Origin of the sequence: Yoonia sp. R2-816 (genome assembly GCF_046762905.1) — a bacterium.
Lineage (GTDB): Bacteria > Pseudomonadota > Alphaproteobacteria > Rhodobacterales > Rhodobacteraceae > Yoonia.
The window spans coordinates 66,524-86,183 of record NZ_JBKQXN010000311.1; the positions used below are offsets into that span (position 1 = coordinate 66,524).

Annotated in this window: 23 protein-coding genes; 10 read left to right on the forward strand and 13 right to left on the reverse strand. The window is 59.6% G+C overall.

Annotation, left to right across the window (positions count from 1 at the left end; all coding sequences use genetic code 11):
* Nucleotides 1-6 precede the first annotated feature (6 nt).
* The 8 genes from ACFWW2_RS18075 to meaB form a co-directional block, all read right to left on the reverse strand.
* Nucleotides 7-1,491, reverse strand: coding sequence for an inorganic phosphate transporter (locus tag ACFWW2_RS18075; RefSeq protein WP_393930327.1), 1,485 nt, complete (start codon nt 1,489-1,491; stop codon nt 7-9).
* A gap of 61 nt (nt 1,492-1,552) precedes the next feature.
* Complete coding sequence (locus tag ACFWW2_RS18080; protein ID WP_393930329.1) at nt 1,553-2,008, reverse strand: NUDIX hydrolase; 456 nt, start codon at nt 2,006-2,008, stop codon at nt 1,553-1,555.
* Nucleotides 2,009-2,087: 79 nt separating this feature from the next.
* A complete protein-coding gene (hrpB, locus tag ACFWW2_RS18085) occupies nt 2,088-4,493 on the reverse strand; it encodes an ATP-dependent helicase HrpB (protein WP_393931445.1) in 2,406 nt (801 codons plus the stop codon).
* A gap of 101 nt (nt 4,494-4,594) precedes the next feature.
* Complete coding sequence (locus ACFWW2_RS18090) at nt 4,595-4,990, reverse strand: hypothetical protein (protein WP_393930332.1); 396 nt, start codon at nt 4,988-4,990, stop codon at nt 4,595-4,597.
* Nucleotides 4,991-5,211: 221 nt separating this feature from the next.
* Nucleotides 5,212-5,496, reverse strand: coding sequence for a 50S ribosomal protein L28 (rpmB, locus tag ACFWW2_RS18095; protein ID WP_393930334.1), 285 nt, complete (start codon nt 5,494-5,496; stop codon nt 5,212-5,214).
* 155 nt (nt 5,497-5,651) lie between these two features.
* Nucleotides 5,652-6,341, reverse strand: a complete 690-nt coding sequence (locus ACFWW2_RS18100) for a phytanoyl-CoA dioxygenase family protein (RefSeq protein WP_393930336.1) — start codon at nt 6,339-6,341, stop codon at nt 5,652-5,654.
* 12 nt (nt 6,342-6,353) lie between these two features.
* Complete coding sequence (locus ACFWW2_RS18105) at nt 6,354-6,740, reverse strand: DUF3592 domain-containing protein (protein ID WP_393930338.1); 387 nt, start codon at nt 6,738-6,740, stop codon at nt 6,354-6,356.
* Nucleotides 6,741-6,884: 144 nt separating this feature from the next.
* Nucleotides 6,885-7,877, reverse strand: coding sequence for a methylmalonyl Co-A mutase-associated GTPase MeaB (gene meaB / locus ACFWW2_RS18110; protein WP_393930340.1), 993 nt, complete (start codon nt 7,875-7,877; stop codon nt 6,885-6,887).
* A gap of 228 nt (nt 7,878-8,105) precedes the next feature.
* Here meaB and ACFWW2_RS18115 point away from each other — a divergent pair, with 228 nt between their 5' ends.
* Nucleotides 8,106-9,395: an MFS transporter gene (locus ACFWW2_RS18115; RefSeq protein WP_393930342.1), complete on the forward strand. Its 1,290-nt coding sequence runs from the start codon at nt 8,106-8,108 to the stop codon at nt 9,393-9,395.
* Between the two features lie 272 nt (nt 9,396-9,667).
* Here ACFWW2_RS18115 and ACFWW2_RS18120 read toward each other — a convergent pair whose 3' ends face one another.
* Nucleotides 9,668-10,345: an NAD-dependent deacylase gene (locus ACFWW2_RS18120; RefSeq protein ID WP_393930344.1), complete on the reverse strand. Its 678-nt coding sequence runs from the start codon at nt 10,343-10,345 to the stop codon at nt 9,668-9,670.
* Between ACFWW2_RS18120 and ACFWW2_RS18125 the strand changes: the two genes are divergently transcribed.
* The 4 genes from ACFWW2_RS18125 to ACFWW2_RS18140 all read left to right on the forward strand — a co-directional run bounded on the left by ACFWW2_RS18125 (nt 10,344) and on the right by ACFWW2_RS18140 (nt 12,369).
* On the forward strand, nt 10,344-10,700 hold the full coding sequence (locus ACFWW2_RS18125; protein WP_393930346.1) for a hypothetical protein: 357 nt from the start codon (nt 10,344-10,346) through the stop codon (nt 10,698-10,700). The genes ACFWW2_RS18120 and ACFWW2_RS18125 overlap by 2 nt on opposite strands.
* A gap of 85 nt (nt 10,701-10,785) precedes the next feature.
* Complete coding sequence (locus ACFWW2_RS18130; protein ID WP_393930348.1) at nt 10,786-11,466, forward strand: site-2 protease family protein; 681 nt, start codon at nt 10,786-10,788, stop codon at nt 11,464-11,466.
* Nucleotides 11,467-11,512: 46 nt separating this feature from the next.
* The gene (locus ACFWW2_RS18135; protein WP_393930350.1) at nt 11,513-11,944 is read left to right on the forward strand and encodes a hypothetical protein; all 432 of its coding nucleotides are present in this window, start codon (nt 11,513-11,515) and stop codon (nt 11,942-11,944) included.
* On the forward strand, nt 11,941-12,369 hold the full coding sequence (locus tag ACFWW2_RS18140) for a low molecular weight protein-tyrosine-phosphatase (RefSeq protein WP_393930352.1): 429 nt from the start codon (nt 11,941-11,943) through the stop codon (nt 12,367-12,369). Before ACFWW2_RS18135 ends, ACFWW2_RS18140 begins: the two co-directional genes overlap by 4 nt.
* Here ACFWW2_RS18140 and ACFWW2_RS18145 read toward each other — a convergent pair.
* The gene (locus ACFWW2_RS18145) at nt 12,329-12,643 is read right to left on the reverse strand and encodes an arginine transporter (protein WP_393930354.1); all 315 of its coding nucleotides are present in this window, start codon (nt 12,641-12,643) and stop codon (nt 12,329-12,331) included. The two genes, ACFWW2_RS18140 and ACFWW2_RS18145, sit on opposite strands and share 41 nt — an antisense overlap.
* Nucleotides 12,644-12,911: 268 nt before the next feature.
* On the opposite strand from ACFWW2_RS18145, the gene ACFWW2_RS18150 reads away from it, so the two are divergent.
* The 4 genes from ACFWW2_RS18150 to ACFWW2_RS18165 all read left to right on the forward strand — a co-directional run bounded on the left by ACFWW2_RS18150 (nt 12,912) and on the right by ACFWW2_RS18165 (nt 17,417).
* Nucleotides 12,912-14,522: a DUF4034 domain-containing protein gene (locus ACFWW2_RS18150; RefSeq protein WP_393930356.1), complete on the forward strand. Its 1,611-nt coding sequence runs from the start codon at nt 12,912-12,914 to the stop codon at nt 14,520-14,522.
* A 78-nt stretch (nt 14,523-14,600) separates the two neighbouring features.
* Nucleotides 14,601-16,400, forward strand: coding sequence for a translation elongation factor 4 (gene lepA, locus ACFWW2_RS18155; protein WP_393930359.1), 1,800 nt, complete (start codon nt 14,601-14,603; stop codon nt 16,398-16,400).
* Between the two features lie 18 nt (nt 16,401-16,418).
* The gene (locus ACFWW2_RS18160) at nt 16,419-16,727 is read left to right on the forward strand and encodes a toxin-activating lysine-acyltransferase (protein WP_393930361.1); all 309 of its coding nucleotides are present in this window, start codon (nt 16,419-16,421) and stop codon (nt 16,725-16,727) included.
* A 21-nt stretch (nt 16,728-16,748) separates the two neighbouring features.
* Nucleotides 16,749-17,417: an imm11 family protein gene (locus tag ACFWW2_RS18165; protein WP_393930363.1), complete on the forward strand. Its 669-nt coding sequence runs from the start codon at nt 16,749-16,751 to the stop codon at nt 17,415-17,417.
* Nucleotides 17,418-17,644: 227 nt separating this feature from the next.
* Here ACFWW2_RS18165 and ACFWW2_RS18170 read toward each other — a convergent pair whose 3' ends face one another.
* Nucleotides 17,645-18,148 carry an REP-associated tyrosine transposase gene (locus ACFWW2_RS18170; RefSeq protein ID WP_393930365.1) on the reverse strand — a complete coding sequence of 168 codons (504 nt, stop codon included), beginning with the start codon at nt 18,146-18,148 and terminating at the stop codon, nt 17,645-17,647.
* 163 nt (nt 18,149-18,311) lie between these two features.
* Here ACFWW2_RS18170 and ACFWW2_RS18175 point away from each other — a divergent pair, with 163 nt between their 5' ends.
* The gene (locus tag ACFWW2_RS18175; protein ID WP_393930366.1) at nt 18,312-18,626 is read left to right on the forward strand and encodes a TraR/DksA family transcriptional regulator; all 315 of its coding nucleotides are present in this window, start codon (nt 18,312-18,314) and stop codon (nt 18,624-18,626) included.
* 87 nt (nt 18,627-18,713) lie between these two features.
* Here ACFWW2_RS18175 and ACFWW2_RS18180 read toward each other — a convergent pair whose 3' ends face one another.
* A complete protein-coding gene (locus ACFWW2_RS18180; RefSeq protein ID WP_393930368.1) occupies nt 18,714-18,827 on the reverse strand; it encodes an entericidin A/B family lipoprotein in 114 nt (37 codons plus the stop codon).
* Nucleotides 18,828-18,894: 67 nt separating this feature from the next.
* Complete coding sequence (locus ACFWW2_RS18185; RefSeq protein ID WP_393930370.1) at nt 18,895-19,638, reverse strand: alpha/beta fold hydrolase; 744 nt, start codon at nt 19,636-19,638, stop codon at nt 18,895-18,897.
* Nucleotides 19,639-19,660: the final 22 nt, after the last annotated feature.

Sequence of the window (19,660 nt, forward strand, 5' to 3'; positions counted from 1 at the left end):
AAATTCTTAGCCCACAAACGCCGCCTGTAGCCCCAGGAATATCAGGCCCGACATGATTGCCGCTGCTGGCACGGTCACCACCCAAGCCGCGATGATGGTCATGAAATGCGACCGGCGCACCAGTTTGCGGCGGCGCCGTTCTTCGGGCGCGATCCGCTTTGCCGCGGGTCGTTGCGCCGATGACAGGCGTGCCCGCCGCTCCGCATCCCATTCGCGGAAAAACCCGACGCCGAAAACCCCGCCCACGGCGATATGGGTCGATGACACCGGTAGACCCAGCCAACTGGCCACGATCACGGTGATCGCCGCCGATAGGGCCACGCAATAGGCGCGCATCGGGTTCAGCTTTGTGATCTGGCTGCCCACCATGCGGATCAGCTTGGGCCCGAACAGGATCAGCCCGAACGATATCCCAAACGCCCCGATCACCATGACCCAGGTTGGGATGCTGACCTTGCCTGCGAATGTGCCGAATTCCTCGGCATGCACAATTGCGGCGAGCGGTCCGACCGCATTGGCCACATCATTGGCCCCATGCGCAAATGACAGCAGTGCCGCTGACAGGATCAGCGGGATGTTGAACAGCACTTTCAGCGACCGGTTGCGGTTTTCCAGCCCTTCGGACTGGCGGCGGATCATCGGCGCGGATACCGCATAGATCGCGGCCCCGATGGCCAGACCGATCAAGCAGGCTGTGATCAGATCGACCGTGACGATTTTCTTCAGCCCCTTCATCGCCAGATACATCGCAAAGACACCACCCATGATCCCGATCAGCACCGGCACCCAGCGGCGGGCGGCAGCGATTTTATCATCCTGATAGATGATGGCGGTCTTGATGAAAGCCAGAAACAGCGCCGCAATCACCCCACCCAGCACGGGCGAGATCACCCAGCTTGCGGCAATCGCGCTCATCGTGGGCCAGTTGACGGCGGCGAAACCTGCCGCGGCAATGCCCGCCCCCATGACCCCGCCCACAACCGAATGGGTGGTTGATACCGGTGCGCCCACCCAGGTGGCCAGGTTCACCCACAAGGCGGATGAGATCAGTGCCGCCATCATCGCCCAGATGAAAACCGTGCTGCTGGCGACACTTTCGGGGTCGATAATTCCCTTCGAGATGGTTGAAACCACATCGCCCCCGGCCAGCAGGGCACCGGCACTTTCGCACAAGGCGGCAATCACGATGGCGCCGCCCATCGTCAGGGCGTTCGCCCCAACCGCCGGGCCCATGTTATTGGCCACATCATTGGCCCCGATATTGACGGCCATATAGGCGCCGAACGCGGCAGCGGCGATCACCACATAGGACCGTGAATCGCCACCGAAAAACAGGGTGCTGGCCAGTGCGACGACGACGATAAATGTCATCGCAATGCCAAGGCCTACAAGGGGTTGGGCGACATATTGGGTCGCAAATTCAACCGCCCCGATCCGTCCCAGATCACGGTCGAGCGTTTTCCACTGATTTGTGGGTCCTGAATTGGCCACTTCTGTCCCTCCCCCCGGCTAGGCGGAAGGGGTAACGTCAGCGTGGCGCGCTGGCAACCGTTTACGCGGCGGCGAAGTTTTCGAGCATATCGCGCAGGCCCGGTTCATCCACCAGATTGGCCGCTTCCGCGACGGGCACCCATTTGCGGTCGCGCTTATGGGCTTCGGGGAAGTCATCAACGACGGATTTGGCAGTCACGGAATAGACCCGAATTTCGCAAGGGATGACTGACCCATTGTCGAACCGTTTTTCCGTCAGAAAACTGCCAAGGGCGGTATCGGCTGTCTTGCCCTTTTTCACGCCGCCTTCTTCCCAGGCTTCCTGTTTCGCGGCCTCGGCTGCGGACAACCCGTCAATCGGCCAGCCTTTGGGCAGGATCCAGCGACCACTGGAACTGGTTACCAGCAACACCTCAACACCCTCGTCACCGTCACGATGGCAAAGGGCCGCCACCTGCAGCGCAGGGGGGCGTTTCAGCAACGGGCGTAAGGCACCCGTCCAAAGGGACTGGATCATCGAGTTCATGTTAACCTGCCAATAGGTTTATTTTATTACACTTTTGTTAACATGACCCGGCTCATTTGGCAAATCACGCTCACGTGCCGCGCGGTTTTGCGCGTAACGTAGGGTCAGCCTGTGTCGGATCCTCGGGCCAGGGATGGCGCGGATAACGCCCGCGCATGTCGCGCCGCACATCGGCATAGGACGTAGCCCAGAACCCCACGATATCCTGCGTTACCTGCACCGGTTTTTGTCCCGGCGACAGCAGCGTGACCCGCAGCGGCGTGCGCTCCACGGTTGGATGCTGCGTCACCCCGAACATTTCCTGCAGGCGCAAGGTGATCCCCGGCGCCTCGCCCTCATAATCAATCGGTATCCGGCGCCCCAGCGGCGTTTCGAAATGGGCCGGTGCGGCCTTGTCCAGCCTTTGCATCTGGTCCCAGTCCAGCATCGCCCGCAACGCAGGCAGGATATCGAACCGTTTCCAGTCCGCCGCACTCCGCACCCCCTGCAGATGCGGCAGCAACCAATCCTCCAACGTGTCCATCAGCGTCGCGTCATCCATCGCGGGCAACCCGTCCACCAGCGCCACCCGCGCCCGGAACCGGTCAGCAGCGGGCGACGGGCGCAGCCCCAACTGGCGCACCCCGTCCAGCATCGCGCGCGCCACGGCCTCATCTGGGGCATCCGGCCAGACCCGGTCATCCAGCACCAGCGCGCCAAACCGTTCCTGTTTGCGGGTCAGAACCTGCGCATCGCGCCGCGACCACGCGCAGACATCGACCCAGGCGATCTGATCACCAAAGACCGCGCGCAGATCCTTTTCGCTGATCGGCAGGGCCTGTCTGATCCGCGCCTCGCGCGTGTCCCCATCCAGATCGCTGGCGATAATCAGGCGCTGCCCAGCAAGCGGATCGTCATCGGCCAGCAACGCGCCCTTGCCCCCCGACAATACATAGCGGGGCGCATCACCCTTCCGGCGCAGCCCGACCCTGTCGGGATAGGCCAACGCCAGTTGCTGGGCCAGCGGCATGGGCGGGCGTTTCGGCAGGCCCTTGGACAGGCGGGGGATTTCGGCCTTGATCTGGGCAAGGGCCGCATGATGCGGCTGACCCGGCCCGTCATAGCGGCCTTTCAAGGCAGCGATGCGCAGACCCAGATCGGCAGGCGCACCTTGCAGCGGGTCACGGCCCGCCAACAGCGTGGCCAGCTGGGCGGCCTGCGCGCCTGCAATCTGCAACATATGACCCAACCGCGGATGCAAGGGCAGGGCGGCCAGCGCGCGCCCGTGATCTGTAATTCGCATATCGCGGTCCAGCGCGCCCAACCCCTGCAGCAGCGCACGCGCCTCTGCCAATGCACCGGGCGGCGGTGGGGTGAGGAACGCCAGATCATCACTGCCCCAAACCGCCATTTCAAGGGCAAGATTGGCCAGATCCGCCACCTCGATCTCTGCCGGGGCAAAGGCGGGCAGGGCGCCCTGTTCCCCCTTGGTCCACAGACAATAGGCATCACCGGGGGCAACCCGGCCAGCGCGGCCTGCACGCTGCGTCGCCTCTGCCCGGCTGACGCGTTCGGTGACAAGGCGCGACATCCCCGATCCGGGGTCAAACCGGGCGCGGCGGGCGCGGCCGGCATCGACGACCACGCGAATATCCTCGATCGTCAGAGACGTTTCCGCGATGGATGTGGACAGGACAATCTTGCGGCCCGACGGAACCGGAGCGATGGCGGCACGCTGGTCTTTGAACGGCATCGCACCATAAAGCGGCCTGATCCGGCAATCGGCGGGCAACTGGCCCTGCAATGCGGCAGCGGTGCGCCGGATCTCACCTTCGCCGGGCAGAAACACCAGCACACCGCCCGTGGTCCGGGCGGCGGCCTCTGCCACCAGATCAGCGGTGGCGACCTCCAGCCGGGTGCCCTTGGGCAGGGCGCGGTCCAGATGATGGGTGGTGACCGGAAATGACCGGCCTTCGGATGTGATGACCGGCGCATCATCCAGCATCGCGGCAACCGGATCGGCATCCAGCGTCGCGGACATCACAAGGATCAGCAGATCAGGGCGCAGCACAGCGCGGATTTCCCAGGCCAGCGCCAGTCCCAGATCGGCATTCAGGGATCGTTCGTGAAACTCGTCAAAGATGATGGCGCCAATGCCAGTCAGGTCCGGATCAGACTGGATCATGCGGGTCAGAATACCCTCGGTCACCACCTCGATCCGGGTGCCGGGCTTGCTGTCGCCGCGCATGCGGTAACCGACTGTCTTGCCCGGGGCCTCGCCCAACCCTTCGGCCAGACGCTCGGCGGCGGCACGGGTGGCCAGGCGGCGGGGTTCCAGCACGATGATCCGACCGGCAGTCAGCCCCGCCTCAAGCATGGCCAGCGGCACACGGGTGGTTTTCCCGGCTCCCGGTGGCGCCTGCAACACCGCGCGGCCATGGCTGCGCAAAGCGGCAACAAGGTCTGGCAGGACAGGATCAATAGGCAGCGCAGTCATCGCTGTGATCTTTGGCACAAGGCGGGTCAAGACACCACCTTACGGTGCGGGTCTGTCGCGGCAGAGCGTCACCGTAAGATGGGTTTCAACCCATCTTCGCCTTAACGCAGGGGGGCAAACCCGATCGGCGCACCCACATCCGCGTTCCAGATATGCAGTTCGTTGAAATCAGAGATATCGATGGATGCCGGGGCCTCGAACACCTGCAAGCCTCTGATCTTGGCCAGGCGGCCCAGATTGGCAGCAGGATTGGCGACACCATCCTTGCCCAGGTGCAGGCGCAGATCGGCATCGACGTCCGGGCCAAGGGCGGTTTCGAGCACGATCAGCGCCGGACCATTGCCGGTATTGATCACCGAAACCCCGTGCTCGGCAATATAGTTGATCTGTTCCGACCAGCGACCGGCATCGGTCTGGTCGGCCTGCGTGGCAACCGGAGCGAGCAGTGACAGTGCAAATGCGGTCGCAACAAAACCGCGTGTAAATGGATTACTCATGATGGACCCTTTCGAAGAATGGCAGCGGGCCGCCGTGCGATATTTCCTAAATCTTAGCTATGAACGAATATTGATCTTTCAAAACACAACAGCGTGACGATGAACGGAAAGTTAACAGATTCCGTCTCGGTCACCAAGTAGGTAAAACCCCACCGGGATGCAATGAAAAACCCGGCAGCACGCGGCAACCGGGTTCAGGAAATTGACGATGTGATGAAAGATCAGGCAGCGGTGGCCTTGGCGATCTCTTTCTTCACTTTCAGCGCGTCTGCGGACAGTTCGGCATCCTTGGCTTTGGCCATGAACGCGTCCAGACCGCCACGGTGATCGACCGTGCGCAGGGCCGCGTTGGAGATGCGGAAGCGGAATGACCGGCCCAGCACGTCAGACTGCAGCGTCACATCCTGCAGGTTCGGCAGGAACCGGCGCTTGGTTTTGTTGTTGGCGTGGCTGACATTGTTGCCAGACATCGGGCCTTTTCCGGTCAGTTCGCAACGGCGCGACATGGGCGTTTTCCTTGTCCTGCGGACGTCACCAGCCCCTATGGCCGGACATCCTTTCAAACGGGTTGGGCCCTGCGACAGCAAGGCCATGAATAAGATCAGCGCCAGATAGGAGGATTCCGCCCGCCCGTCAACCCGGTTTGCCGCCTCTGCAGCGATCAATCGGCCCAGGCAAGCGGCGCGGGCAAATCAAACGCAGCGTAATCAATCCGCAGCACCCGCCTGGCCGCCGTTCTGGTAGCGGCCAGCGACCGATGCAGCGTCAACATGGGCAGGACCAGAACATCGCCCCTCTGGGCCACGCAGACCTCCGCCGGATAGGCCTTTGCCACGCTCTCCGCCTGATCAGCGGCAACCAGCCCGGCCGCATCGCTGCCTAGCGCAATTTCCATCGCCCCTTCGTCCGCCCCTGCATCATCAAGATGCACACGCACGAACAGCATCTGCGTCAGCAGCGCCTCCGGCGGTTCGCAATGCCAGACCCCGTGTTTGCGCGACCAGTTGGTAAATCCGGGCACATCATGCCGATCCTGCACCGCAATCACCCGGTCCTGATGCCACGGGAGGGCCCAGTTGGCAGCGGCGGTCTTGTCAAAAGCCACGGCACGCACGGCAACCATCCCCGGACGCGCCCGCCGAATAACCGCGTCAACAGGCCGAAGGGCTGCGCGCAGATCATCGCTCAATGCCAGCCGCGCGCCGGGTTTGCCGCCCGTCGCGAAAACCGCGTCGAGTGGCGCAAGCGCCGCCTTATCCAGCGCACACCGTTCCCAGATCGCGCGCGTAGGATGGCTGGCCTCATCCATCTGACCGATCCCAGCCAGGGATTGCGCCGTCAACCGGCGCATGACCAAAGCCCTTCACCAGGTCGCCGCCGCATAGATGAAGGCGATCCCGAATCCGCCACATCCCAAAAAGAGCAGACCGGTCAGACCGGGATATCCGACAAGAACGTATTCGGTGTCATCATCCCTGGAATACACCGTCAGGGTCGCGCCGATTTCAAAGGGACCATTGGAATCTTCCACCTTCTTGCTGCGCAATATGCCATCGGCGTCGGTGTATCTGACGGTTGTAAGGTATCGTTCGCTGTCGCCCCAGTCCTCGCGGGTCACACTCTCGACCACCGCAATGACGCGTCTGCCACCATGTCTGAAACGGATATGTCGTATGGCTTGGGCAAACGCGACGGCCAGCAAGCCTATACCAAGCAATGAAAGTGCCGCTACCTGCAGGTACCAAATCATGACGATAAATAAGATCGCTGTCTCATCCTATTTCCAAGCCTAGGCTGCGATTGTGACAGCTGCGTGACAATCGCCTTATTCATCGGGAGCGGCCTGTATAACCGCCGCCATCGCCGGGCGGTTGGGTTGAGTGATTTGACCCATCTACCCCTTCGCCTCGCGCAAGGGGGCCAGCACCGCCGCCGCCGCCGCCGCCGGGGACAACGTGCCGTCGCGCACCTGCGCCTCGGCCGCCTGCATCCGCGCTTTTGTGTCGATATCATCCTGCAGCCAGCGCAGAAGGCCCTGGCGCACATCTTCAGCAAACCAATAGCTTGCCTGGGCTTTGCGTGTCGCCGCCCAGATCCCCTGATCCTTGCGCCAATCGGCCAGCGCCTGCATTTCGGCCCATGCTGCCTCCAACCCGGTATCCTCCAGCGCGGACACGGTCAGCGCCTTGGGAAACCCGTCAGGGTCATGTTCACGCTTGCGCAACAGGCGCAGGGCACCGGCATAATCAGCACAGGTGCGCGTGGCCTGTTCCTTCAGCGCGCCATCGGCCTTGTTCACAAGGATCAGATCGGCCATCTCCATGATGCCGCGCTTGACCCCCTGCAGCTCATCACCCCCCGCAGGCGCCAGCAGCAACACAAACAGATCGGCCATATGCGCGACCACCGTTTCCGACTGGCCCACACCCACGGTCTCAATCAGCACCACATCAAACCCCGCCGCCTCGCAGAGCGCCACAGCCTCGCGCGACCGGCGGGCGACACCGCCCAACTGCGTCTGGCTGGGGGAGGGGCGGATAAACGCATTCGGATCGCGGGCCAGCTGCTCCATCCGGGTCTTGTCACCCAGGATCGACCCGCCCGACCGGGCCGAGGACGGATCAACCGCCAGAACCGCCACGCGCAGCCCCTGACCGGTCAGCATCAGACCAAAGCGTTCGATGAATGTCGATTTACCCACACCGGGCGTGCCCGACAGACCAATGCGCAGCGCCTGGCGACCCGTACCCAACGCCTCCAGCAGCGCCAGCGCATCCGCCCGATGATCCGCCCGCCCGCTTTCCACCAGCGTAATCGCACGCGCCAGCGCACGGCGGTCACCGGCACGGACCTGTTCGGCCAAAGCTGGAATATCAAGCGTCTTCATGCGCCCTTTCTTATAGGGCACACCGGAAAGGTCCAGTCAGAGAAGGCATTCCCCGCTCAGAGTAACCAGCAATCAAACTGTTACCGATCGCTGGACCATGCTCAGGAGCGCGATGCGGACTTAGCGACCATTTGCTGCGCCGGTTCGAACGGCGGCTTTGTTTTATGAAAAACGTTGCGGCTCACCCGAGGTATTGTGCACGTCGACGCCAACGACGATGCTGCAAGGATGGTCACCGAAATCGAGTTCTCTTTCGCGGCACTGAACCCGACAGCGCGACGGCACATTCGCGTGTTTCAGATACACCAGTTCCTTGACCGTTTTGCGATGGGACTGACAGTCGCCGTTGTTGCTCTGGCATTGACTGACCGTGGCATGGACCTCTTTCAAATCTCGCTTCTCTTCGGGGTTTATTCGCTCACGACGATGGCGATGGAGCTGCCGTTTGGTGGCCTTGCCGATAGTATTGGTCGCAAGCCAGTCTTTTTGACGGCGGTCGTCGCCAGCTTGATTTCGCTCGTGCTCTTTCTCTCGACGCGTGATTTCCATGTTCTGGCGCTTTCATTTGCATTCATCGGTTTTGGACGCGCGCTCAGGTCGGGCACGCTTGATGCGTGGTTTGTCGAAACTTTCAAGGCCGCAGCACCCAATGTGGATGTCCAGCCCGCACTGGCCAAAGCGCAATGGGCCAATGCCGTAGGGTTGGCCATTGGCGCCGTTTTCGGAGGCCTTCTGCCCGATATTTTGGGCGAGGTCGCGAAAAGCCTTGGGTTCAGCATTTATGATGTGTCCTACGTGGCAAGCTTCGGTGTGATGTTGGGCGTGCTTGTTTTCACGATGTTGGCCATTGTCGAAAAACCGCGTCCGAGAGACGTCACTGCTCTCATGCACGGCTTCGCGAATGTCCCAACGGTGATAAAGGCCGCGAGCGTTTTGGCTCTGAAACATCCAACACTGTCGATACTTCTGGCAGCGTTGGCGTTCTTTCTGATGGCAACCAACCCTGTTGAGGTGATCTGGCCGACCCATGCAAAACCCATGTTGGACGAGGGTTACGCAAACACGGTCATCGGTGTCGTCACTGCGACCTATTTCTTCTCCATTGCTTTCGGCGCATCTCTGTCTCCGCACATCAGCCGGATCTTCAAGCGGCGACACGCCATGACGCTGGCGGCGAGTTTTGCTTGCCTGGCGGTCGTTCAGATCGCATTGGCGTTGCAAGGCAGCATCACCGGCTTTGTGACGGTATTCGTCCTGTATTCCGTGATCCTTGGTGTCATTGAAACGCCGGCCAGCAGCATTCTGCATCGCTGTGTAGAAGACCGTCAGCGGTCGACCACGCTATCTCTGCGATCGCTGATACAACAGTTGGGGGGCGCATTGGGTCTGGTTTTGGCCGGAGCCGTCGCTGAAATATACTCTACACCCATTGCATGGATTGTCGGTGCGGTGTTTCTGTTCATTGCAGTGATACTGATCTTGTTGTTGGTCAGACGACTGGACTTAGAAGCTGAATAGCTGACTTTCGTGCGCCGTGAAGCATCTGTCATTTTGGGCTCAATGCCGACATTTGATCCAACGTCGCTCAAACCTTACCGTCTTGTTTACGCTTGCACCGCGCGGTCCGTTAGTGCGGGCATTTGCCACCAAAGTGCCCGACGCAAGTCCGACGTTTTGCCGACGCGATGCCGACCGGTGATTTTGGTCAAAACCCTTGTTTTAAATGACGAATCGTCCATTCACCCCAATGAGGTTGTTGCGCCGCCCCGTCAGACCCGCCGTGCGTTGCGTCACCCGGTCAGTTCTGCCACCCAGGCGGGCACGATTTCGGTGGCGGGTCCGAACCGGCGGGCGTCAAAGGCGTTTGTCCGTGCCGAAGGTTCAAGGTTCAGTTCCAGTGTCTCGCCCTGCGCCAGTTCGACCAGTCCGGCGGCCGGGTAGACCTCTGCGCTGGTGCCGATGGCGACGAAGAGATCGGCGGTGGACACCACTGCGGCGATCCGGTCCATGTGATAGGGGATCTCGCCGAACCAGACCACATCGGGCCGCGTGGCAGGGGCCGCACAGGTCGGGCAAGGGTCGTCAGGGTGCATCTGCACAGGCGCATCCCAGCGGGTATCGCAGGCGGCACACAGGCTGCGCATCAGCTCTCCATGCATGTGGATCACCTGCGCAGCCCCCGCCCGTTCATGCAGGTTATCGACGTTCTGGGTCACGATGGTCAGGTCATGCTGTGTGCTGCGTTCCAGTTTCGCCAGCGCCTCATGCGCGGCATTCGGCAAGGATTCCAGGCAGTTGGCGCGGCGGGCGTTGTAGAATTCATGCACCAGCGCGGGGTTGCGGGCAAAGCCTTCGGGCGTTGCGACCTCCTCCAGGTCATATTTGGTCCAGAGCCCGTCCTGATCGCGAAACGTGCCCAGCCCGCTTTCCGCTGAAATGCCTGCGCCAGTCAAAACAACAATCTTCATGGCCGCCTCCTTGCCCGTGGCGGATGATTGGCAGGGCAGGGGCGAAGTGCAAGTTGCAATCGGGCGCGGGCCGGTGCATTGGACGGAAAAACGAGGGCGGAGCATGACGGAAAAACGCGGATCAAAGATCCTCTCGATCATCTTTTTCATTCTGGCAGGTCTGTCAGCCATCGGCTGGGTTCTGTTTTACGGCTATGTCAGCGCGATGGCCTGTGCCTTTGGCTCGCCCAATGGCAATTGTCGGACGCGGATGCCGTGGGAGCTGCAGGGGGAGGATTTCACTTTCCTCGTGGTCACGCCGGGGGTGATCTTTCTGGTTTTTCTCGGGCTTGGGTTGCTGACCCGACCCCGGTAATCAACCCGGCCATTGCCATACTTGTGCCGCAACTGTGGTTCATGTTGTGGCCGTATATCGCAAGTCAGACGCGGAAATTTATTATATGCTACAAGACGATAACGTGATTTTCAGTTTCACCGGACCGATGGGCGTGCGGGTGGAGGTCGGGCAGTCGCTGCTGTTTCTTCTGGGGCTGCTTGTGTTTCTGGCCGGGGATCTGACCAGTGGCCTGACATTTGCGGCTATGCTCCTGATCGCGATCTTCCTGCACGAGATTGGCCACGCTTGGGGATGTCTGGTGCAGGATGTGCCGGTTCGCAGGGTCATGATGCACGGCGGTGGCGGTTTCTGCCAGCCGGCCCGGTCGGGGACCCCACATGAGGAAGAACTGATTGTCGCCATGGGGCCCATTGTCAATCTGGGATTGTGGGCGGTGGCATCGCTGGTGCAATGGATGATGTGGGACAGCTTGATTGCCGCACCTACCCTGGTGATGGTGCAGATTTATACCCTGCTGGGCATGTTCGCCTTCCTCAATCTGGCGCTCTTCATCTTTGCGTTGATCCCGGTCCAGCCGCTCGACGGGGGAAAACTGCTGCACCTGATGCTGCTGCGGGTGCTGCCGCCGGCGGCGGCCCACAGGGTGACCGGACAGATCGGGCTGGTGCTGTCGATTCTGTGGATACCTGCAGCCATCGTCGTCTATGTGCATTACGGGTTCATCCTTTTCTTCATCCCCTCGATCCCGGCGCATTATAGGATGGCGCGGGGACAGCTGGCCTGAGGGGCCGCCCTTTGTTAACCTCTCTGCAAGAAGAGGACGGGGATCTATGACCAAAACACCAGTGCATCTGTGGATCGTCGGGATACTGAGCCTGCTGTGGAACGCCGGCGGTGCGATGGATTACATCATGACACAAACCGCAAATGCGGAATATCTGGCGCAGGCCCCGGCAGAGCGGCTTGAGATGCTGACCAATGCACCCCTTTGGTTCAACGCCACTTGGGCAATCGGGGTCTGGTTTTCGGTGCTTGGCTCGCTTTTGCTGTTGCTGAGATCGCGCTATGCCGGGTCCGCCTTTGCGTTGTCCCTGTTGGGGCTGATCGGCTCGTCGATCTACACCTACGGGATCGCGGATGGGGGCAGCATGCTGGCCGTCGCCGGAATGGGCGCGATCATCTTTAGCATCGCCATTCCTGTGGTCCTGATCCTTCTCTGGGTCTATGCCCGCGCCATGACCAAACGCGGCGTGCTGCGGTGAGGGTGCTGTTTGTCTGCCTCGGCAATATCTGCCGGTCGCCTGCCGCCGAAGGGGTCATGCGCGGACTGGCACCGGGCCTGACGCTGGACAGTGCAGGGACGGGCGGCTGGCATGTGGGCGACCCGCCCTACGGGCCAATGCAGGCCGCCGCCCGGGCGCGGGGGATCGACCTGAGCAGTTTGCGCGCCCGGCAGTTCAGCGCGGCGGATTTCGACGCGTTCGACTTGATCGCGGCCATGGACGCCCGGAATCTGCAGGATATCGAGGACCTGCGGCCTGCCGGTCACGCCACGCCCGTGCGGATGCTGGATGCGGCTGACGTGCCAGACCCCTACTACACAAGGGATTTCGAGGGGTGTCTGGATATCGTTGAGTCAGCCTGTGTCAGGCTACGGGCTGACATATTTGCCGCGCCTGCTCCGTAAACAGTTTGTAGCGGTCCCAGAACGCCTCGTCCCCGCGACGGTCAGACTGGCGGGTGTCCTGCGCAAGTTGCGGGTTCTCGAAAAATGCAGCCGCGCGGGACTGATCACGACCCGACAGGTTCCGGTCTGCGACCTGCTGCACGCAGGAACATAACGCGGGCGTCGCATTGCGGCGGTCCGCATCAATGCAAGCCTCACCAATCGTGCCAGATACCCCGCCGCCGCCACATGCGGCAACCGAGGCGAAAGCCCCCAAAATCAATAAACTGCGCATCACAATGCCTCTGCTCGGCCCCTGATTATTCCAGGTGGTCCATGGTGTCGTGCCCCACATGACGCAGTATGGCCGGGGAGGGACGTGGATGCAATTGGGGATTGTGGATGCGGCACGCAAACCTGACGCAAATCCGGCCCTATGACCTGGGACGATTGTATGTCGGCAACGCAGATGAATTTATGGGCTTTGAAAACGGACTGCATCTTGTGCCGCGAGGGCCAGAATGCTCATGTATAACGCATACATCACATAATGGATTCGACTTATGCGTGTTCTGCTTTGCGCCTTCTACATCTTCTTTCAAACACTGGCTGCGCATGCGGCGATCACACCGCAGGAACTGCGCGACATGGCTTATGCAGGGGATATCGACGGGGCCGAACAGGCGCTGCGGCAGGCCCATCAGGAAACGCTGGATGGAACGCTGACCTTTGAGGAACTCAGGAAGCTGAACGATATCCTGATTGTGAGCCATCCTGATGTGTTGGATTTCGTTGAAGACTGGATGGAGGCCTATCCGGATTCACCTTATGCGAAAACACTTCGGGTCTTTCAGACTCGCAACATGGCATGGACAGTCAGAACCAAGGCTTTGGCCCATAGGGTATCCCCAGAGGCAATGCAGACATTCCGTGCGATGCAGGAGCAGGGGATGGACCTCGCGCTCAGCGCGTACGAGATTGCACCAGACTACATTCCGGCGTCAGATGCCGTGCTGTTACACAATCAGACTACCAAAAGACTGAGCGCTTACGAGCACATCGAAATTCTAACGGCTGTGATGGAGGTGGCACCCAACCGCGGTTCGTTGGCACGGGCCAGCCTTTTGGCATCGCACCAATGGGGTGGTCCCGGATACCGGGCGCTCATTGGGCTGTGCGATCAGTTTGCCGAAAAGGTAACGGATATCGAAAACTATACGCCGGAGGTCTGCACTATAGACCTCATTCACTATTATCCGTCAACTGATGGGGGTCTTGCATATTCCTACGAATTGCTGGCGGAACATGATCACCCGTTCCTGGCAAGAGCGCGCGCTGAAAGGGCCTTGGACATAGGCACAAACGAGGATATGGGCGATGTGATCTCATATCTGTCGCAGCCGGATGTTCTGGATGATGACATGGTCCGTAATTTCGATTGGTACTTTTCACCGACCGAAAAAACAGAACAGTTCATGGCGCTTTACAAACAGCAAAAACGTGAATTCGTTGACAACGGTATCTTGCACGATCCCTACAATGCAAACGTTCTTTTTCGTGCCTTTGATTTCTATACCGGAATGGTTCCGATGCCCGAACCATACTCATTTGTCGTAGAATATGATGATGAGAAAGGACAGTTTGCCTATCTGCTGGCCCGCCGACTGGTGGCAGCGTCACCTTATTCAGGAACGTCATGGTCGCGCATGGGAAACGCTATCCCAAGACAAGCGACGGATGATGAAAGACTGCGGGACAAGGCCTTGAACTATGATAGCATCTTTGTGAATTCGATCTACTACGGTGACCATGGCGTCGGCTATCTTGTTTCTTTCCTGCAAAGAAAGCTTTCGGCATACGACAGTCTTCGGCGTCTGGAAGAACATGACAAGCCCTCGCCTCTTACCGAAGATGAAGAGATCAATCATGTGTTGTGCCCCATCATCCGTCTTGATCGCTTGCACACGGCTCGGTGCGAGGCGGACAACCTGGATGAGGACCGATGCAACCGATGGTCATCCAGGCTACAGGAACGTGTCGACGGTGTTGTCACCGACATCGAAGAACGCGGCTTATGCCGGTATGAACAAAATGCGCCGCTGGCCGATTTGCTATATACCGAACCGATGCCATTTGATCTGGGTGAACTGAACGAAGGTATTGCCAACAGATGAATTGCTAAGGTCGTATGGAGTCTCAGGCGCGTCATTATCGACATTGACGGGGCACAAAAACCCCTACATATCCCTGTCATGACAGACCTTTCGCACATCCGCAATTTCTCCATCGTTGCCCATATCGACCATGGGAAATCGACGCTCGCTGACCGCCTGATCCAGTCCACCAATACGGTGGCCGACCGGGATATGAAGGCGCAGCTTCTGGACTCGATGGATATCGAACGCGAGCGCGGGATCACCATCAAGGCCAACACCGTCCGCATCGATTATCTCGCTGAAAACGGTGAGAAATACGTGCTCAACCTGATCGACACGCCCGGCCATGTCGACTTCGCCTACGAGGTGTCGCGGTCCATGCGCGCCGTCGAAGGATCGCTGCTCGTCGTCGACAGCACCCAAGGGGTCGAGGCGCAGACGCTGGCCAATGTCTATCATGCGCTGGACGCCGACCATGAAATCGTGCCCGTCCTGAATAAAATCGACCTGCCTGCCAGCGAATGCGATCAGGTCGCGGCCCAGATCGAGGATGTGATCGGGCTCGACGCCTCCGACGCAATCCGGGTCTCCGCCAAGACAGGCGTCGGGATCAAGGACACGCTTGAAGCGATCGTGCACCGGCTGCCCGCGCCCAAGGGCAACCGCGACGCGCCGCTCAAGGCGATGCTGGTCGACAGCTGGTACGACAGCTATCTCGGCGTCATCGTCCTGGTGCGCATCATCGACGGGGTGATGAAGAAAAACGACCGGGTCAAATTCATGTCCAACGGGACCATCCACCAGATCGACAAAATCGGGGTGTTCCGGCCCAAGATGCAGGACGTGGGCGAGCTGGGGCCGGGCGAAATCGGCTTCATCACGGCGTCGATCAAACAGGTGCGCGACACACGGGTCGGCGACACGATCACGTCCGAAAAGAAGGGGGCGGAAACCCCGCTCCCCGGTTTCAAACCGTCCCAGCCTGTTGTCTTCTGCGGGCTCTTCCCCGTGGACAGCTCCGAATTCGAAGACCTGCGCGACGCCATCGAAAAACTCGCCCTGAACGACGCCTCCTTCAGTCACGAGATGGAAACCTCCGCCGCCCTCGGCTTCGGTTTCCGCTGCGGGTTCCTGGGGCTTCTCCACCTCGAAGTCATCCGCGACCGGATCGAACGCGAATATGACATCGAACTGATCACAACCGCGCCCTCCGTCGTCTACCACATCTACATGCGCGACGGCACGATGGTCGACCTGCACAACCCCGCCGACATGCCCGACCTGACCCATGTGGACCACTTGGAGGAGCCGCGGATCAAGGCGACCATCCTTGTCCCCGACGATTATCTGGGCGACGTGCTGAAACTCTGCCAGGACCGGCGCGGCGTGCAACTGGACCTGACCTATGCCGGCTCCCGCGCAATGGTTGTCTACGACCTCCCCCTGAATGAAGTGGTGTTCGATTTCTACGACCGGCTGAAATCGGTGACCAAGGGCTATGCGTCATTCGATTATCAGATGACCGGTTACCAAACCGATAACCTCGTCAAGATGTCCGTGCTGGTGAATGACGAACCCGTCGATGCGCTGTCGATGATGGTCCACCGGGATCGCGCGGAAATGCGCGGGCGGGCCATGGTCGAAAAGCTCAAGGACCTGATCCCGCGCCACATGTTCAAGATCCCGATCCAGGCCGCCATCGGCGGCAAGGTCATCGCCCGCGAAACGCTATCCGCCCTGCGCAAAGACGTAACGGCCAAATGCTACGGCGGCGACGCCACGCGGAAACGCAAGCTGCTGGACAAGCAGAAGGCGGGGAAGAAGAAGATGCGGCAGTTCGGGAAAGTGGACATTCCGCAGGAGGCGTTTATTTCGGCGCTGAAGATGGATGGGTGAGGGCGAAGCTGGCAGGCTGTGAATCTGTCGGGCGTGGCGATCTGGGCGTCTGTGTCGGAAGAGGTGGACGCGAAGATCCGCGACCATATCAAAGGCGGGGTGTTCCCGGTGCGGTTGAAACCGGAAGAGTGGCAGTCGGGCCAGATCAACTGGCTGCTGGACGTGATCGCACCCGACCAGAAAACGACGGTGCAGGTCATCGCCAATTTCAAACAGGTGGTGAAGGATGGGGGGCTGCGGATGCATCCCATCGTGACACGGCTGGTGGATGCGGCGACGTGGGACAAGATGTTGGCCATGCAAACAGCCCCTAAAACCAAAATATAAGACGATACTTGGAGATTTTGAATGGCAATTACGATTTCAGGTGACCTTGCACACATGCCTTCAAGGACTGTTGAGGCGGCGCCCTATGGTGAAGAGCAGGCTGCGAGATTTGCGCAGTTCAAGGAGTGGAAGAAGAAGACTGAACGCGATCTCGAGGTGGATTGGATTATTTCTAAAGCTCACATATCGCAGAACCGGCAGTTGAGCTTCCCATTTTATGAGGAACTTGTACCTACAAGGATGCAACTTACCAACGGAAAGGTGGATTGGGATTACTCAGGCTTCATGGGGCTACCGAATGCGAATGCGGTTGGGCAACGTTTCAAAGACATCATTGAAAGTGTCGAGCCGGGAATTCACCAGTTTTTGCCTTTCGAGCTGTATGATCAAGAAGGAAAGCTGATCGACAAACCCCTCTATTTTTGGCGTGTTTGCACATCACTTGACGCAATCAGCCCCGAATTAGGAGGCGTCAAGCCTTTGGGGCTTCCCGACAATCACTCGTGGCAGATCAATCCCGGTGACGGGCGGAGAAAGCTGGCCGTTAAGAAGGATGTTATTGAGGGTCGCGCCGCTTGGTGTGATGTTCGGATGCCGTCCAGACAATTTATTTCTGATCTAGTTGTGACTAAGTTGAATGAGCAGCAATTGACCGGTTGGGAAGCAATTGAAAACTGGAAAGAGATTTAGGATATGGTACGCGATCCATTCAATAATACACCCTCAACCCCTGGATATAGTGAAATTCGAACTGTTGGTGGAGGTGGTGGTTCAGGAGGAGATGGATACTGGCGGTTTTCGCCAGAGCTCAATAAGGAAAGTGGTAATAATAGCCTCGACAACCTTTTTCAAAACAACCGTACTACACCATATGAGTTTAGCAAACGCAGGGTGGGTGAAACCCACGCGTCTCCAAATCAACCAACCGCTCGGTCTACCCCTTCGTGCGCGTGGGTTTCACCCACCCTACGGAAACTTGAATAGGGCCAATCCTCCGGCGATTGGGCCAAACCGTGTTTCACCGGGTTCCACCAACAATACTCCACATGTGCGCGGAAGTCGTCGGCATCACGGATGGCATGTTCCCAAAACCGGCGCTGCCATATGCCCTTTTCCCCACGCGCCGCTTTGCTGGGCGACGGGGTGCCCTTTGCCTTGCAATGTTGGGAAAACCGGCCCTTGATCTTTTTCCACCGGATTGAGAAATCGGCATCGCCATCAGGAAGCGTCCAGACCGCATGGATATGATCGGGCAAGACCACCATGGCATCGCATTTCACAGGATGTTCCCGCACCACAGATGCATAGACGGATCGCAGCAGGACAATCTCGTCCACCAGCGTCGTGGCTGTCCTGTCGGCAAGTGCGACAGTGAAAAAATAGGTGCCCCCGGGAATATAGAGGCGGCGATAGCGCGACATGTCGCGAGTTTGGGCAATTATGGTTAACAAAACGTAGGGTGGGTGAAACCCACGCGTGGTCGAGATTTCCGATATGCGTGGGTTTCACCCACCCCACGCTTGACCCAAATCAAAGCACCGCCACCCGCCCTGCGCCATCCTTCGAACCAAAGGAGGCACCGCAATGGACATCCAGACTCAAAAACAGAAACTGCTCGCCCGCCGCGCCGAGATTGTGGGGGACCTGCAGGAGATCGAGGATCAGCTTGACGAAACCCCCTCCCAGGATTGGGAGGACCGCTCTGCCGAGCGGCAGGGGGATGAGGTGCTGGAGGCGCTGGGTCAGGCCGAACTGACCGAGCTTAAACGCATCGACGCCGCACTGGTCCGGATCAAGGCGGGCACCTATGGCATCTGTGCCCAGTGTGGCGATCCGATTTCGGATGCCCGGCTGGACCTGCTGCCAGACGCCGCCCTGTGCAAGAATTGCGCCGTCTGACCTTACCAGAGTGTTAACGGGCGGCCCGTTGGGGTCCGACGTTTTGCCGACGCAAGTCCGACGCAAATCCGACCGGGGTTTTTGGCCCTAAAGCGCGTTATCGACCGCCTGGCCCGCGTTCGAGATATCGCGGCCCACGCCCTTGACGGTTTCGCAGGCGGACAGGCCGAGGACGGCAATGATAAGGGCAGCGCGGATCATGGGAACCTCTTTAGATTTGAATGGCTTGGGTCAGGTTAGCGGGCGATGCATGATCGGGCAAGACGGCTTAGGTCATGGCCAGAAACGCCGCCACCGCCGCCTCAAACTCACGCGGCTTTTCCGCATGCAGCCAATGGCCCGCCCCGGGGATTTTCGCGAATTTGGCGTTGGGGAAAAACCGTTTTATTTCAGGGCGATAGTCGGTTTTGACATAGTCGGAATTGCCCCCTGACAGGAACAATGTGGGCCCGTCAAAGCTGCCCGAAACATCCGGAAATCCGATGATCGCGTCCATTTCGGCGGCCAGCACATCCAGGTTCAGCCGCCAGCGTTTCTCTTTCATATCAAGGCTTTGCAGCAGAAACTCCGGCACCCCCGGTTCCAGATCGCCCAGCTGTGCGCGGGCATCCGCCCGGCTTTCGATCCCGTCCAGATCAACCCGCCGCATCGCCTCAATCGGTCCCATCTGCGTATGGGAATAGGTGACAGGGGCGATGTCGGCAACGACCAACCTGTTGACTTTGCTGGGACTTTCCAGCGCCAGAACCATTGCCGCCTTCCCCCCCATCGAATGCCCCAACACATCCATTGGCCGATCCATCACCGCCGCGAGGTCTGCGGCCATATCGGCATAGGAATGCGTGTCATACCAAGGACTTGCGCCATGATTGCGCATATCAACGGCGATCACCGGCCGCGTCGCCGCCAGCCGTTTCGCAATCACCCCCCAATTGCGCGCCGACCCGAAAAGCCCATGCGCAATCAACAGCGGCACCCCGTCAGGCCCATCATAGGAAACCGTGTTCAACATGCATCTGTTCTAACCCTTGAAC